16 protein-coding genes are annotated in these 15,032 nt (G+C 65.7%); 9 read left to right on the forward strand and 7 right to left on the reverse strand.

Going from position 1 to position 15,032, the window contains the following annotated elements; translation table 11 throughout:
• The first annotated feature begins 221 nt into the window (after nt 1-221).
• From AB0I81_RS15675 to AB0I81_RS15685, 3 genes are all read left to right on the forward strand, one after another.
• Nucleotides 222-467, forward strand: a complete 246-nt coding sequence (locus AB0I81_RS15675) for an LOG family protein (protein ID WP_360656346.1) — start codon at nt 222-224, stop codon at nt 465-467.
• The gene (locus AB0I81_RS15680) at nt 464-1,096 is read left to right on the forward strand and encodes a LysE family transporter (RefSeq protein ID WP_360656349.1); all 633 of its coding nucleotides are present in this window, start codon (nt 464-466) and stop codon (nt 1,094-1,096) included. Before AB0I81_RS15675 ends, AB0I81_RS15680 begins: the two co-directional genes overlap by 4 nt.
• A 73-nt stretch (nt 1,097-1,169) precedes the next feature.
• Nucleotides 1,170-1,412 carry a hypothetical protein gene (locus AB0I81_RS15685; RefSeq protein WP_360656352.1) on the forward strand — a complete coding sequence of 81 codons (243 nt, stop codon included), beginning with the start codon at nt 1,170-1,172 and terminating at the stop codon, nt 1,410-1,412.
• Nucleotides 1,413-1,535: 123 nt separating this feature from the next.
• On the opposite strand, the gene AB0I81_RS15690 is transcribed toward AB0I81_RS15685, so the two are convergent.
• Complete coding sequence (locus tag AB0I81_RS15690; protein WP_360656355.1) at nt 1,536-2,111, reverse strand: WHG domain-containing protein; 576 nt, start codon at nt 2,109-2,111, stop codon at nt 1,536-1,538.
• Nucleotides 2,112-2,176: 65 nt separating this feature from the next.
• Between AB0I81_RS15690 and AB0I81_RS15695 the strand changes: the two genes are divergently transcribed.
• Nucleotides 2,177-2,674, forward strand: a complete 498-nt coding sequence (locus AB0I81_RS15695; protein WP_360656358.1) for an FBP domain-containing protein — start codon at nt 2,177-2,179, stop codon at nt 2,672-2,674.
• A 287-nt stretch (nt 2,675-2,961) separates the two neighbouring features.
• Here the strand turns inward: AB0I81_RS15695 and AB0I81_RS15700 are convergent, their stop codons facing one another.
• The 4 genes from AB0I81_RS15700 to AB0I81_RS15715 all read right to left on the reverse strand — a co-directional run bounded on the left by AB0I81_RS15700 (nt 2,962) and on the right by AB0I81_RS15715 (nt 7,239).
• On the reverse strand, nt 2,962-3,558 hold the full coding sequence (locus AB0I81_RS15700) for a hypothetical protein (protein WP_360656361.1): 597 nt from the start codon (nt 3,556-3,558) through the stop codon (nt 2,962-2,964).
• Between the two features lie 862 nt (nt 3,559-4,420).
• Entirely contained in the window at nt 4,421-4,789 is a 369-nt protein-coding gene (locus AB0I81_RS15705; protein ID WP_360656364.1) for a hypothetical protein, read from the reverse strand.
• Between the two features lie 745 nt (nt 4,790-5,534).
• The gene (locus AB0I81_RS15710; RefSeq protein WP_360656367.1) at nt 5,535-5,771 is read right to left on the reverse strand and encodes a DUF6289 family protein; all 237 of its coding nucleotides are present in this window, start codon (nt 5,769-5,771) and stop codon (nt 5,535-5,537) included.
• A gap of 898 nt (nt 5,772-6,669) precedes the next feature.
• On the reverse strand, nt 6,670-7,239 hold the full coding sequence (locus AB0I81_RS15715) for a TetR/AcrR family transcriptional regulator (RefSeq protein WP_360656370.1): 570 nt from the start codon (nt 7,237-7,239) through the stop codon (nt 6,670-6,672).
• Nucleotides 7,240-7,329: 90 nt separating this feature from the next.
• Here AB0I81_RS15715 and AB0I81_RS15720 point away from each other — a divergent pair, with 90 nt between their 5' ends.
• The 3 genes from AB0I81_RS15720 to AB0I81_RS15730 all read left to right on the forward strand — a co-directional run bounded on the left by AB0I81_RS15720 (nt 7,330) and on the right by AB0I81_RS15730 (nt 9,871).
• Nucleotides 7,330-8,295 carry a 2-dehydropantoate 2-reductase N-terminal domain-containing protein gene (locus AB0I81_RS15720; protein WP_360656373.1) on the forward strand — a complete coding sequence of 322 codons (966 nt, stop codon included), beginning with the start codon at nt 7,330-7,332 and terminating at the stop codon, nt 8,293-8,295.
• A 188-nt stretch (nt 8,296-8,483) separates the two neighbouring features.
• Nucleotides 8,484-9,638: a cytochrome P450 gene (locus AB0I81_RS15725; protein WP_360656376.1), complete on the forward strand. Its 1,155-nt coding sequence runs from the start codon at nt 8,484-8,486 to the stop codon at nt 9,636-9,638.
• A 38-nt stretch (nt 9,639-9,676) separates the two neighbouring features.
• A complete protein-coding gene (locus tag AB0I81_RS15730) occupies nt 9,677-9,871 on the forward strand; it encodes a ferredoxin (RefSeq protein WP_360656379.1) in 195 nt (64 codons plus the stop codon).
• A gap of 930 nt (nt 9,872-10,801) precedes the next feature.
• Here AB0I81_RS15730 and AB0I81_RS15735 read toward each other — a convergent pair.
• Nucleotides 10,802-11,065 (reverse strand): hypothetical protein, encoded by a 264-nt coding sequence (locus AB0I81_RS15735; RefSeq protein ID WP_360656382.1) that lies wholly within the window; start codon nt 11,063-11,065, stop codon nt 10,802-10,804.
• Between the two features lie 312 nt (nt 11,066-11,377).
• Nucleotides 11,378-11,884, reverse strand: a complete 507-nt coding sequence (locus tag AB0I81_RS15740; protein WP_360656385.1) for a transposase family protein — start codon at nt 11,882-11,884, stop codon at nt 11,378-11,380.
• Nucleotides 11,885-12,358: 474 nt separating this feature from the next.
• Between AB0I81_RS15740 and ltrA (AB0I81_RS15745) the strand changes: the two genes are divergently transcribed.
• Complete coding sequence (gene ltrA / locus AB0I81_RS15745; protein ID WP_360656387.1) at nt 12,359-13,213, forward strand: group II intron reverse transcriptase/maturase; 855 nt, start codon at nt 12,359-12,361, stop codon at nt 13,211-13,213.
• 549 nt (nt 13,214-13,762) lie between these two features.
• Nucleotides 13,763-15,028: a group II intron reverse transcriptase/maturase gene (gene ltrA / locus AB0I81_RS15750; RefSeq protein ID WP_360656390.1), complete on the forward strand. Its 1,266-nt coding sequence runs from the start codon at nt 13,763-13,765 to the stop codon at nt 15,026-15,028.
• Nucleotides 15,029-15,032 lie beyond the last annotated feature (4 nt).

Genomic DNA, 15,032 nt, shown 5'->3' on the forward strand with positions numbered 1-15,032 from the left:
GCCTTCGCGGCGCAGCCCCGAAGTGCGAGCGCCGCACGTGGTCACACTCCACCGAGGCCCTCGATCAGCTCATGGAGTGTCATTCGTGCGCTGCGACTGCGACGGGTCGCCCACGGCGATGTCCATCGCGCTCACTGCTCATGGCCGCTCTCGTATCTGGGAAATTGTCTCATATATGTGACACTGTATGGCACCGCGTTCATCAGATGGGGGCAGCACATTTGCGCACGACGCAGGAGCGTAAGGCGATCATGGCGGAGAAGGCCGACGCCTTCCTGGCCCTGCCCGGAGGGCTCGGCACTCCGGACGGGCCCCAAACCCGGTTGCGGGACAAACCGAGCCACCCCATACTTTTCGCCGTGATCAAAACCTCCATCTTCCTGTCGCCCAGTCACGTCGCCGCCGCGATGGTGCCGGGCCGACAGCAGACCCGCCGCCCCTGGAGGCCGATGCTTCTCCGGGCATGATCGCCGCCCTGGTCGCGGGGCTCCTGGCCGGCTATGGCATCGCCATCCCGGTGGGCGCGATCGCGACATATCTGGTGGCTCTCACGGCTCGAACATCCCTGAAGACCGGAGCTTTCGCCGCCCTCGGCGTGGCGGCCGCAGACGGTCTGTACGCCCTGATCGCCGCCCTTGGCGGCGCCGCCATCACCCCCTTCGTGCAACCGATCGTGACCCCGCTGCGCTGGGGAGCTGCACTGGTCCTAATCGCCCTGGCCCTTCGCGGAACGGCGACGGCGATCAGGCATCACCGCCGAAGCCATCACCCCGCCACGACCGATGACAGGCCGATCAGCCCGGCAGGTGCCTTCTGGGCGCTGCTGGGCCTCACGATGCTGAACCCCCTTACCGTGATCTACTTCGCGGCATTGGTGCTCGGTATGCAAACCGCGACAACTGTGCACATCCTTGACCAGGCCGTGTTCGTCGCAGCCGCATTCGCCGCCTCGGCGAGCTGGCAACTGCTCCTGGCCGGCGGTGGCGCGCTGCTCGGTCGACTCATCACGGGCAGTCGCGGAAGGCTGGCCACGGCTCTGGCATCCAGCGCAGTGATCATCTTCCTCGCCCTGCACCTGCTTCTGTCCGCAACCTGAACCCGGACGCCGCGGAAACGTCCCAATCAAGGCTGGATATCGCCCGTTTCTCTTGGAGTGCCATCGGGAGCGGGTGGAGGAGGCTGCGGCGCTCCTTCTCGCCGACGCGCTCTGGACGCGAGGTCTGCCGGACACCGGCGCGCCCGTGACCGCGCGCGGCTTCCCCTTCCACATCGACGTCGCCGACAACGTGGCCGAGACGAACGTGTGCACCTCTTCGATCTCGGGCCGGATGCGCGCGGTGCCGGACCAGTTGCAGGTCATCAGCTGGCGTGGCCGCAAGCGCTGGATGGGCCTGGTGCTGGTGCCGCAATAGCCGAGTAGCTGGCGCGCTGCGGCTGCAGGCGTTCCACGTGACCGGGTGAGCGCTCAGGTCGGGTGAACGCTCACGGCGGATGAGCGCTCCGGGTCGGCGAGCGCTTACGGTCGGGTCCGGCTGTCAGGCGGGGTTGGCGGAGCGGGCTCGCAGGGCGAGGTCGAGGGTGTCGATCATCCAGGCCCAGGAGGCGTCGGTGTCGCGTGGGGTGTGGCTGAAGGAGCCGGCCGCTTCCAGGCTGACGTATCCATGGATGGCGGCGCCGAGGAAGCGTACGGCATCGGTCTGGCCGGGTTCGGGCAGGTGGTAGCCGCGCAGCAGGGCGCGCAGCATCTCGCTGTGGCGGGGGCCGGCGCTGCCGGCGGCGGTTTCGGGATCGAGTGCGTGGCGGGAGGCGGCGTAGCGGCCGGAGTGGGTTCTGGCGTAGTCGCGGTAGACGCCGGCCAGGGCGGTCAGGGCGTCCTTGCCGGCGCGGCCGGCGATCGCGGCGGCGGTCTGGTCGGCCATCTCCTGCAGGGCCAGCAGCGCCACCCGTACTTTCAGCTCGCGGGCATTGCGGATGTGGGCGTACAGGCTGGGCTCCTTCACGCCGAGACGGCGCGCGACCGCGGAGCCGGTTACGTGGTCGAAGCCGAGCTCGTCGGCGACCTCGGCCGCGGCGCGGGTGAGTCGTTCAGCGGTGATGCCCGCGCGTGCCATGACGACCTCCACTAAGCAAATTAATGGTTTGCCTAATTATATTAGGCTGGCATACCGTGCGGGACATGAAGCCGATGACAGAGAGCGATATCCGCAGTTCGTTCGTGAACTGTTCGCAAGGCGAGGCCAAGAGGCTGGGCCTGCCGGCGGATCTCGCCGAGCAACCATGGCAGGACCTCGACTTCCTCGGCTGGCGCGATCCCGGGGCGCCCGACCGCGGCTACGTGGTGGCCGAGCACGAGGACGGCGGCCTGGTGGGGATCGCGTTGCGGGCGGTCAAGGGGACTGCGCGGGGCTTCGCCTCGCGCAGCATGTGCTCGTTGTGCCTGACCATCCGCACCGGGGGCGGGGTGGCGCTGATGAGCGCGCGGCGCACCGGGGCGGCGGGGCGGCTGGGCAACAGCGTGGGCCAGTACCTGTGCTCCGACCTGGCCTGTTCCCTCTACACGCGGGGCATGAAGCAGACGGCCGGAGGCGACTTCGAGGAGACCCTGACGGTGCAGGAACGGATAGCCCGCACGCGGGACAACCTGGCCGGCTTCATCGCGAAGGTGGTCGCGTAGGCCGGGAGCCGCCGTCACCGTCAGCTTCGGCACGACGCTCGTGGCGTTCGTCCCATGGCGGCGCGGTCGTAATGGTTTCCGAAGGCCGACCCGTCCCGAGCTGCCACCAGGTGCATGGCCGTTGACGCCACGCATTACCGTTGCAGCCACAGCTCGATTACCGACCGCATGTCTGTGTCGATGCCGGCCTGCGGGAGATGGCGTCCGCAGGCCGTCGGCCGTGATGCCGATTCGGCGTGGTGGGTCACTTGGGCTGTGCGCGCCGCACGCACTTCCTCGCTCCATGATCAAGGAGCGTCGTGGTGGTCCATGATTCGGCGTATTTGGCTTGGTGTGCGGATTTCGATGGCGTGAGGAGGGATCAAGACCTCTTTGAAGGTATGCGCTGTCGAGGCCCAGTTGGGGCGACGGCCACGGCGCTCCCTCTCTGCGCTGTTCAGGTGCCACACGCTCGCTTGCAGGGTGAACGAGTCCGTCAACCACAGTTGGTAGTCGTCACGGTGTTCGGCCAGATGGGCGATGTAGCGAGGGAGTACGGTCTGGGCGACCGTCTCGGCCGTTTCGGCCCGGGCATTGCCATGAGAGTGCTCGGTGGGAAGTTGGCACCAGCCTTTGGTGTGCTGGTCGGTGTATTCGATGAGGTAGGTGAATTGCTCGGTGGTCTCCTGCGCGTCCGATGCATCGGGCAGTTCGGCTGCTTGCGCCGATAGCCGAGCCCAGTCGGCGATTCCGGTGTACAGCGCCATCTGCTGCCGGGCTCGCGGAGTGTTGTCGTGGTTCGTTGTGGTCTCGTCGAGGTGCGGCATGTTGAGCAGGGCCGCCACCTGATGGAGCCGACATGGAGAGATCAGGCGTTTCCGAACGTCGATGAGATCGCTGGTCACGGCCCTCAGTGTGGCGGAGCGCCAAAGGATGGGTCAGGAGAAGGTCAAAAGATCTTCCAAGGGCTGTGCGATGGGTGGTGGTCGCGGGCAGTTCACATGCGCCGAGCGGCATGACCGCGCGTCCCGGCTGGGCGACTGGGGTCAGACGGAGCTCGTTGCGCGCCGCGTACAGGAGTTGCAGGCCGGCCATGCGGGCGAGCCGGCCGTCATGGTCAGCCGCGGCAGCTTCCCGCGACCTGATGCGCCGCTGTGCCGCGGGGCCCGGGATGGACCCCGCGGACGGGCTGCGGCAGCCAAGTGGGGGCGTTTCATCAAGCGGCGTCGAGGGTTTCGGTAATCTTGCGGGCCATCTCCGTCCTGGTGGGACCGGGGCGTACCGTGCTGGGGGCGGGTAGCGGCAATGGAGCCCCCTATACCGGCCTTGTGCGCCGAGCCGGCGGCGGACATCAGAGAGACGGCGCATCGGCCCCATACAGGGACGGGGGAGGCGATCGTGATCCTTGGGATCAAGAACGGATCGATCGGGTAGTAGCACTGGCAGCCTTCTGCTTGCGTTGGCCCCGATGGGGAGGCGCATTGGAAAGGCTGGCCGCAGTTGCATGGTGACAGCCGCACACACCCGGACATCTCAAGGCACCCTCGATCGACGTGACTTGGCGTCTCAGTCAGGACCTCCGACCGTCCATCGCTTGGAGGGCGTTCGGCCTGGTGGAAGCGATATTCGCGGTGGGAGCCCTGCAAGGCGGTCCCGCTCTTCAGATGTGGGTGTAGGCGTGCTCAGTGCGTCGGCTGGGCCATGTTCCGAAGTGGCCTGGTCTGAGGTCCTGGGCGTGGTGAGGGGCTCAGACCGGACCTGTAGGTGTTAGTGGTGGTTGGGGTTCGGCGTTTCTGGGTGGTCTTCGGGTTGGGGGAGTGCGCTGGGTTGGTGGAGGAGTTCGGCGCGTAGGGCGGTGAGGTGTTCGTGGAGGTGGCGGCGTAGGCCGGCGAGTTCGTCGCTGAGGGCGGCGAGGTCTTGTCGCGTTTCGGTGCGGATGGCGGTGAGTTCGGTCAGTATCAGGGTGATGCTGATGGCGGTGAGGTTGACGCCTGTGTGGGTGCTCGTTTCCAGGGTGCGGATGCGCCGCGTCAGGTCGAGGATCAGTGCCTCTGGGTTCACGCGCTGCCTGCCTTTGCCAGGTGAAATAGGGAGTCCCGGGCCGGCCGCCTCGGCGCTGGGTCTGTCGATGAGCACAGTGACATACGCCAGGACGGGCCCGTGTGAGGAGGCGGTGGTCGGGGGTGAATCTTTCTCCCGGATCCCGGCGCGTTCCTCCCCCGGGTGATGTTCTTTTCGTGGGGGACGCAGAGGTGAATCGGGCGCGGTAGGGAGGAAACCGGGCAGAGCGCTGAACGGCCCGAGAGAATGGGTGATCGTCGCGTCAGTGGGTTGTCTCGGCAGGTGATTGCTGTGGCGGTCGGCTTCCGGTAGGTCACAAGATCGCGGAGGTGGCCGGGAAGCGTGTCGGTGATCGTAAAGGAGGAGACTTCCGAAGGATGGTTTCAACGACCAGGAAGAACGACACACCGCAGATCTTGTGGTCGGCGTAGCGGCAGTGAAGCGGCGCGACTCAACCGATGCATAGTGGGCGGCGCTGCGACCGCTTCTGCCGACCGGTTCGGGTCAGGGGTGTCCGCCGAAGCGGAGCAAGTCCACCCTGGCCTGCTGGCGCCCGTCGCCGCCACCAAGCCATCCGGCACTTGCGACCGCATCAAGCCGACCATGTCCGAGATCCGCCGCCTGCTCGCCACACTCGTGCTGACCCGGCACCATTTCATACCGACGTTCTGCACTGGTTGGACTGGCGCCGCCGCCACCAGGCCTTGCCCCTGACCTTGGTGCCTGCGCTCAAGACGCGGGTGGGCAGCAAGGTCAGGGGCAGTGATGGAGCGTCAATGACTGTGAATCATGTCGCTGCCGTGGGTGGAAGAGTCCTGCGTCAGTTGCAGGGGCTCGTGGTCCGGTTGAGGTAGCCGGTGACCCGGCCCCAGGTCGAGACCTCGCCGTTGCAGTGTTCCGTCTTGACCCCGACAAGCTTGGTGCGAGCCGAGTCGGAGAAGTACTGGGTGTTGCACAGGTAGCCTGCCTGGCACGCGGGGGCGGCCTGCGCGCCTGTCGGTACGGTGACGATCCCGGCGGTGACGAGGGTCGCGACGGCCATGACGCGACGGATCATAAATCGTCCTTCCTGAGCACGGAACAGCACTGAGTCCTGCGACTTGATGGACGGTCCGACCGATGATTGCATGATCCGTTCTGGCGGAAGAAACCACAAGTGGCAGACCCGGATCCCGAAGCCCTGAACGTCACGCAAGGCAAGGGAAGCCCTTCCGCGACCTGGCCGAGCCGCTCCTTGGAGGTCCTCGCCGAGCGGGGGCTGGACCGCATCGAGGACCTCTGTGCCCAGGACCTCCATGGGACGCGCGTCAGTCTCGATGCCTGCCTGCGGGAGATGGCGCCCGCAGGCCGGCGGCCGTGATACCGATTCTGCGTTGTGGTGAGCTTGTTCCGCTTTGACGGACACCATCGCTGTGGTCGTCAGGCCGGGCTGGTGGTGCCGTACGTGCTTTCTCGCCTCTTGATCAAGAGGTGTCGTGGTGGTCCATGATTCGGCGTATTTGGCTTCGTGTACGGATTTCGATGGTGTGAGGAGGGACCTCGACCACTTTGAAGGTGTGCGCTGTCGAGGCCCAGTTGGGGCGCCGGCCACGGCGCTCCCTCTCGGCGTTGTTCAGGTGCCACACGCTCGCTTGCAGGGTGAACGAGTCCTTCAGCCACAGTTGGTAGTCGTCACGGTGTTCGGCCAGGTGGGCGATGTAGCGAGGAAGTATGGTCCGGGCCACCGTCTCGGCCCGGGTATGGGCGTGGGAGTGCTCGGTGGGAAGTTGGCACCAGCCTTTGGTGTGAAGGCGTGCCCGTGCGGTGAGGCGTAGGTGAGCATGGGCATGACCTGGCAGCTCTCCACCTGGCCGGTCCGTCCGCAGTATTGATAGGCCACACCGGCTGCCGGATGTCGCCGCCGTACCACTGGCCGGATCCTTAGCTCGCGGCATGCGACCTCGTGCCGCACCTTGTCATAGCGGGCGGCGCAGCCCGTCCAGCACGAGGGTGATGACATCGTCGGCCTCGGCCCGCCAGCCGGGGCGGTCATGGGCCGCGCCGATGCCGTGCAGCGCCATCATGACGGCACCGGCGTCCACGTCGTCGCGAACGGCGCCCGCCTGTACGGCGGCGGCCACCAGGTCGGTGACTGCTTGCTCCAGCGCCCGGCTGCCCTCGGCGAGGGCACTCGAGCGATCGGCCCATAGCGTGGCCAGCGTCCGGGCGAGGCCCTCGTGGGCAGCTATGTGGTCGACCATGCCGCGTAGGAAGGTCGCCAACGCCTCCGCCGCGGGCAGCGTGGCCTGTAGCCGGCGGGCGCGGTCGCACAGGGTGGCGACTTCCCCGTGGTAGACCGCCTCGGCCAGCGCCTCCCGGGTGGGGAAGTGGCGGTACAGCGTGCCGGTGCCCACCCCGGCCAGGCGGGCGAAGTCATCGAAGCGCAGGTCGAAGAAGCCTCCGGTGTCGAAGACCTCCCGGGCTGTGGCGAGCAGGGCCTCGCGCTTGCGCTGGGCGTCGGCCCGCAGCGGCTTGTCGGCGGTCATGCGCTACCTCGCGTTGACAAATGGAGATGATCTCCATATTTTGAAAAGTGGAGATAACCTCCAAATCGATCGTACCCCATGAGGTGCAGTGTGAAGATCCTGATGTTCGGCCGAGGTGTGATCGCCACCATCTACGGCTGGGTTCTGCGAAAGGCGGGGCATGACGTCGAGTTCTACGTCCGGCCGGGCCGCGCGGCGACGTACGGGGACGCGGTGGACCTCGACCTGTTCGATATGCGGCGCCGGGTGTGGGGGCAGCGTGTCGCCGAGAAGTGGCCGGTGCGCTACCGCGAGGCGCTGGAGCCGGACCACGACTTCGACCTGATCGTGCTCAGCGTGCCCCACCACCGCCTCCCGGAGGCGACGGCCTTCCTGGCCCCGCGTGTCGGTCAGGCCACGGTGCTGATCTTCGGCAACCTCTGGACCGAGCCGCTCACCGCCATCGGCGCACTCCCCGCCGACCAGATCGCCTGGGGCTTTCCCCAGGCCGGTGGCGGTTTCGGTACGGACGGCGTACTCCACGGGGCACTGATGCCGTCGGTCATCTTCGGCACACTCGACCGGCCCCCGACCGACCGTGAACGGGCCGTGCGCCAGGCGTTTCGCGAGGCCGGGCTCCGGATCAAGGAGCGGCCTGACTTCCGCGGCTGGCTGTGGGTCCACTTCGCGTCGGATGCCGGCATGTTCTCGCAGGGCCTGCGGCTGGGATCCCTGTCCCAACTGGCCGGGGCGACGGGCGACCTGGGTGAGGCGCTGCTGGCCGGCCGCGAACTGCTGCCGCTCCTCCAGGCGCGCGGCCTCGACCTGCGACGGCACCGGGGCGTTCTGCTGCCGTTCCGGGCGCCCACCTGGCTGACGGCACCCGTGCTCGCCTGGCTGACCGCTCATGTCGCGCCCGCGCGCGTGAGCCTCACGGCGCACTCCGACCCCGACGCCGAGGAGCCGCGTGAGGTCTGCCGGGACACCCTCGCCGAAGCACGACGGCTGGGCATCTCGGTACCACGACTGGAAGCGGCGGAACCGCACTTCGCCCGTGAGGGGACAGGTCGAGCCTGACGGTCCCAGTGGTCCATTGCGCGGCTCTTTGGTCCGCCGCGTCCCAGAGCCAAACCCGGCCGCACCGGTCGGTTAACACACGGCTTTTGGCTGTCCAGCCTCTATCGCCTGTCCGTGACGTCGTGGAAGGAAAAGTCATGACTACCGCCGAGAAGCACGAGTTCCCCATGGCCCGTACGTGCCCGTTCGTGCCGCCGCCGGCGTACGGGGAGATCCGCGAACAAGAGCCGGTCTCGCGGGTTCGTCTGCCCGACGGCGGGTGGGCCTGGGTGGTCAGCCGCCACGAAGACGTACGAACCGTGCTGAACGACCGGAGGTTCAGCGCCGACCGGCAGCATCCGGACTTCCCAGCGCTGGTCGAGGGCGAGGCGGCGTCTCGGCGGCCGGACGAGGAACGCTTCCTGATCGCCATGGACCCGCCCGAGCACGGGCCGGCGCGCAGGGCCGTACTCGGCGAGTTCACGGTGCGCCGGTTGGAGGCGCTGCGGCCGCGGATCCAGGAGATCGTTGACGGGCAGATTGACGCGCTGCTGGCGGGGCCGCGGCCCGGTGACCTGGTGGACTCGCTGTCGCTGCCGGTTCCGTCACTGGTGATCTGCGAGATGCTGGGTGTGCCCTACACCGACCATGCGTTCTTCCAGGAGAACACGGTGAAGGTGATCAAGCAGTCGACGCCGCCCGAGGAGCGGTGGGCGGCGATGGAGGCCATCCAGGGCTATATGGCCGACCTCATCGCGGAGAAGGAAGACAACCCACCGGACGACCTGCTCGGGCGGCAGATCGTCAAGCTGCGCACGGACGGCACCTACCGGCGGACGGCACTGACCGGCATGGGCTTGCTGCTGCTGGTGGCCGGCCACGAGACGACGGCGAACATGATCTCGCTGTCGACCATGGCGTTCCTGCGCAACCCGGAGCAGCTCGCGATGATCAAGGCTGACCCGGGCAAAACACTCAACGCGGTCGAGGAGATGCTGCGGTACTTCACGATCATCGACGTGGCGACGGCCCGGCTGTGCGTCGAGGACATCGAAGTCGGCGGGCAGCTGATCCGCGCCGGCGAAGGAGTGTTGGCGCTCGGTTATTCGGCCAACCGGGACCCGCGGGCATTCGAGAATCCGGACGAGCTCGACATCGAACGCGGCGCGCGCCACCACGTCGCGTTCGGTTTCGGGCCGCACCAGTGCCTGGGCCAGAACTTGGCGCGGATGGAACTCCAGATCGTGTTCGACACACTGTTCCGCCGCGTCCCCAGCCTGGAGCTCGCGGTGAATGTCGACGAGCTGCCGTTCAAGGACGACGCGAACATCTATGGCCTGTACCAGCTTCCGGTGACCTGGTAGAGGACGAACTGCCAACCCCACCTCAGGACAACAGTGCCATGAGGATCATCGCGGACACCGGCAGGTGCGTCGGTGCCGGACAGTGTGTGCTCACTGAGCCCGCGCTGTTCGGCCAGAGCGAGGACGACGGCACGATCATCGTGCTGGACGAGACGCCGGAGGGTGAACTGGTCGTGAAGGCCCGGGAAGCGGCACGCGTGTGCCCCAGCCAGGCCCTCTCGCTGGAGGCGTGAGCCAGTCCGTGGATGGCCATACAGCCTGAAACGATCACGCTGATCGGTGTGGGACGCTGAACGCCGCGTCTCCGCACAAACAGGGCTAACTCCCACGAAGCGTCAGCGCCGCGTGACAGTGTGCCAGGCTTGACCGGGATCAGGTTGGCATCCTGGCCGCCGTGTCGGTGGAGCCGGTCATCCAGTTCAGCATTTCGCAGTGTGAGGACCTGGATCTGGTTGGCGTAGATGCGGATGGTGTTCTCCAGTTCCCGTACAGCGCGTGCGATCTCCTGGACGATCTGTGGGGTTGGCTGGCCGGCAGAGGGGTCAGGGCCTGCTCCAGCCGGGTCTGGGCGGCCGCACGGGTCACTGGTCACCGCCAGGGGCGCCGAATTCAGCGATCAGTTGGTCCAGTTCGCCGAGGCAGCCGGGCCCTCTCCGTCAGACGGGAACGTAACAGCCTAAATGAGGCCCGACCTGGGAAAACGTCATCAAGATCATCTCGTGTATGTCCCCTGATCATGGCCTTACGGCTGCATGCAGGCACCGCCTGCTGCCTATCAAGGGCGCAAAACAAAAGACCTGCGGCTATGAAGCCGCAGGTCAGGGGCCTGAAATGTCAACTAGGTGAGTGCCCCCGGCAGGATTCAACCTGCGGCACTCGCTTTAGGAGATCTCGAGTCATTTCGAGTCCAACTTGTCTACCTTTGGGCGATATGTGGCTGCTCTTCGACAACTGCTGGCGCCTCGACAAAGGCCTTCCATTTGTCCAGCGCTTCACGGGTGTTTGGCCTGTCAAAGCGATGCTTGCGGCCGGAGACTTGCAAGGTGTTGCGGCTCTTCAGATGCGCGTGCCAACGTGCTTAGCGCGTCGGCTGGGCCATGATCTGAAGCGGCCTGGTCTGAGGCCCCGAGGGCGGTGAGGGGCTCAGACCAGGCCTGTAGGTGTTAGTGGTGGTTGGGGTTCGGCGTTTCTGGGTGGTCTTCGGGTTGGGGGAGGGCGCTGGGTTGGTGGAGGAGTTCGGCGCGTAGGGCGGTGAGGTGTTCGTGGAGGTGTCGGCGGAGGCCGGCGAGTTCGTCGCTGAGGGCGGCGAGGTCTTGTCGCGTTTCGGTGCGGATGGCGGTGAGTTCGGTCAGCACCAGGGTGATGCTGATGGCGGTGAGGTTGACGCCTGTGTGGGTGCTCGTCTCGAGTGTGCGGATGCGCCGCATCAGGTCGAGGATCAGTGCCTCTGGGTTCACGCGCTGCCTGCCTTTGCCAGGTGTGGAAAGGTGTTCCCGGGCCGGCCGCCTCGGCGCTGGGTCTGTCGATGAGCACAGTGACATATGCCAGGGCGGCCTGTGTGGGGAGGTGGTGGCCGGGGGTGAATCTTTCTCCCGGATCCCGGCGTGTTTCTCCCCGGGGAGATGTTCTTCTCGCGGGGGACGCAGAGATGAAACAGGCGCGGCAGGGAGGAAACCGGGCAGAGCGCTGAACGGCCCGAGAGAATCGGTGATCGTCGCGTCACTGAACGCTTTTCATCCTCACGCGGCCTGCGCGACTCGGTGATTCTGCAGGACGGCGATGGCCTTGCACAGGTGGCCGGCCTTGGACGGGCTGCAGCGTAGCTTCCGGAGGATCTTCCAGCTCTTCAGCTGGGCGTTCGCGCGCTCGCCGGGGCCGCGGAGCCTGGCGTGGGAGCGGTTGGCCTGCTTCTGGGATGCGGGCTTGTTCTTGCCCTTGTATGGGGTGCGGACCGGGCCTTCGGCTCCTTGGTATGCCTTGTCGGCCAGGGTGATGATCCCGGCCTGCTGCAGTGCGCGCAGGATGCCCCAGATGCGGGCGGCGCTCAGGTCGTGGGTCTTGCCCGGCAGTGCGCCCGAGGTCCACAGGATCGTTCCGTCCGGTGTGGCGATGACCTGGACGTTCAGTGTGCCACGAGCACGGAGAGGGGTTGATCGGTAGGCCGATCTCTCGATGTGGTGCTGTGCGGATGATGAAGGTTGGCCCTTCGGCGTCGCCCTGCGGGGGGAGGCGTCAAACCGCCTCATGCTGCGTTGGTTGAGGACCGTCGTGGTGAGCGATGAGGAAAAGGCGCAGAAGATGCGTCAGGTGGGGGTCGGGAAGGCGAGCGTGAGCGAACCGCTGATGACGTGTCGTAACTGGAAGGTGGCATCGAAACCGGGGCGGTGAATGTGCCTCGGGATGAGCCTGGCGGAGACCCGTAGTGCTGGCCAGGCGGTGCCCGGCATGAAGGCGGCGCGAGCCCGGCCTGCGGCGTCCGTACGGAACGTGGGAAAGCGCGCGCTGAAACGGCGTGCCCGTGCCCGGGGTGGTGCGGGGTGGCGAGAGGGAGCACGCCGAGCGGCGGAAACCGCGAGGCGTTGAGTACCGTCGCGGCGCGTGCTGGCGGACCGGCTCGTAGTAGTGAAGAAGCCTCGGTAATCGGGGTGGAGTGAAGGGGCCGGCTCATCTGGAGTTGTTCGCACGAGCAACCAGACCCCACCGGGGCTGGGAGGAGACGAGTGAGCAAGTCAGTCCCGAAGGACAAGCCGTTCAAGATATCGAAGCAACTGGTGTGGGAGGCGTATAGGCGAGTGGCGGCTAACAAGGGCGCCGCCGGGGTGGACGGGCAGTCGATCGCCGACTTCGAGAAGGATCTGAGGAACAACCTGTTCAAGATCTGGAACCGGATGTCGTCGGGGACCTACTTTCCGCCTCCGGTGCAGGCGGTGGAGATACCCAAGCCGCACGGCGGCGGGACCCGGATACTTGGGGTGCCGACCGTCGCGGACAGGGTCACGCAGACCGTGGCGGCGATGGCGTTGGAGGCCCGCACGGAGTCGATCTTTCATCCTGACTCCTACGGATACCGGCCGCGCCGCTCGGCTCTGGACGCGGTGGCCACGTGCCGTCAGCGGTGTTGGAAGAAGAACTGGGTGATCGATCTCGATGTCGCCAAGTTCTTCGACTCCGTGCCGTGGGACCTGATGGTCAAGGCGGTCGAGGCCAACATCACCACCGAGCAGCGTTGGGTATTGCTGTATGTGAAGCGATGGCTGCAAGCCCCGCTGGCACTGCCCGACGGCACCCTGCACGAACGAGATCGGGGAACCCCGCAGGGATCGGCGATCTCACCCGTGCTGGCCAACCTGTTCATGCATTATGCGTTCGATCTCTTTCTCGCCCGGGAGTTCCCGGACGTGGAGTTCGAGCGGTATGCCGATGACGCGGTCGTGCACTGCGTCACCGAACAGCGGGCGCGCCAGGTTCTGGCTGCCCTCTCCGGGAGGATGGCGGAGGTCGGGCTGTCACTGCATCCGGCCAAGACCAGGATCGTGTGTGCGCCACGCGCGCAAGAGGGAGAGGTTGCGATGTAAGTAGGGACCTCGATCGATTGTGCTGCTGCGTGGAAGATGAAGGTTGTGGCCCTTCGGCGTCGCTCTTCGGGGAGGGGCGTCAAACCGCCCACTGCGGCATTGGCTGAAGACCGTTGTCGTGAGCGAGTGGGAAAAGGCGCACGTGATGCGTCAGGTGGGGATCGGGAAGGCGAGCGTAAGCGAATCGCTGCTGAAGTGTCGAAATTTGTTTCAGGTGGCATCAAAACTGGGGCGTGCACGAGGTCCCAGGACGAGTCTGGCGGTGACCCGATTATTGGCCAGGCGGTGCCCGGCATGTAGGCGACGCGAGTCCGGTCTGCGGCTTTCACGTGGAACGTGGGAAGGCTGGCCCCGATACCGCTGCCGTGAGGCGGCGAGAGGGAGCGCGTTCAAACGGTGGAAACCGTGAGGCGTTGAGTACCGTTGCGGGGTCGGCATTCGGACCGGTTCATAGTAGTGATGAAGCTCCTGTAATGGGGGTGGAGCGAAGGGGCCGGACTGTCCTGGTGATGTTCGTTCGGGCAACCAGAGCTTTCTGGGAGGGATCGAGTGGGCGAACCGAAGTCGATGGAAAAGCCGTTTAATATTTCGAAGTGGCTCGTGTGGGAGGCATACCAGAGAGTCAAGGCCAATAAGGGAGCGCCAGGTGTGGATGGGTGCTCGATCGAGGGCTTCGAAGCTGATCTGGAGAACAACCTCTACCGGATATGGAATCGGATGTCCTCGGGGAGCTACTTCCCGCCCCCGGTGCTGGCGGTGGAAATACCGAAATCGCATGGCGGGGTCAGGGTCCTCGGCGTGCCTACCGTTGCAGACAGAATCGCGCAGACCGTGGTGGCCATGGAACTGGAGAAACGGGTGGAACCAAAATTCCATCCCAACTCCTATGGCTATCGGCCGAGACGATCCGCGCTGGACGCGGTAGGCACATGTCGGCAACGCTGCTGGGAGTATGACTGGGCAGTCGATTTGGACATCCAGAAATTCTTCGACAGCGTGGACCACTTCCTCATGGTCAAGGCGGTTGAGGCGAACACCGACCAACCATGGGTGGTGCTGTATGTAAAGCGCTGGCTTGTTGCGCCGATACAGCATCCCGATGGAACCCTGCATGAGCGGGAGAAAGGAACGCCGCAAGGCTCAGCTGTTTCTCCCGTGTTAGCCAACCTATTCCTCCACTATGCGTTCGACATGTGGATGGCAAGAAACTTTCCGGCCGTCCGGTTCGAGAGATACGTGGATGATGCGGTGGTCCACTGTGCAGACCTGCCGCAGGCGAAAATGCTGCGGGATGCGATTGGCCAGCGGATGGTCGAGGTCGGGCTGCGACTGCATCCGGACAAGACCCGGATAGTTTACTGCAAGGACAGTAACAGGCGATGGGATTATCCTAATGTCGCGTTCACGTTCTTGGGGTATACCTTCCGTCCCCGCAGGGCGCGGAACAAAAGAAGGGGCGTGCGTTTCACGTCGTTTCAGCCCGCGATGAGCAGGGAGAAGCTGGTCGAGAAAGGCAGGGAAGTCCGGGGCTGGCGACTGCATCGGCGACCTAACGACACTCTGGAGGATCTCGCGGAGGCGATCAATCCGATCGTGCGAGGTTGGATGACCTACTGGGGCCGGTACTACCGGACCGAGATGGATCCCCTTCTCAGACGCATTAATACCTACCTGATGCGCTGGGCCCGGAAGAAGTACAAGCGGTTGCGTGGGTTCAAACGGCTGAAAGCCTGGTGGAAAGGGGTCACCCAACGGGACTCCGGACTATTTGCGCACTGGGCCTGGACGCACCGATTCCACCCGACTGGATGGTAAGAGC

Origin of the sequence: Nonomuraea sp. NPDC050404 (assembly GCF_040655495.1) — a bacterium.
Taxonomy (GTDB): Bacteria; Actinomycetota; Actinomycetes; order Streptosporangiales; family Streptosporangiaceae; genus Nonomuraea.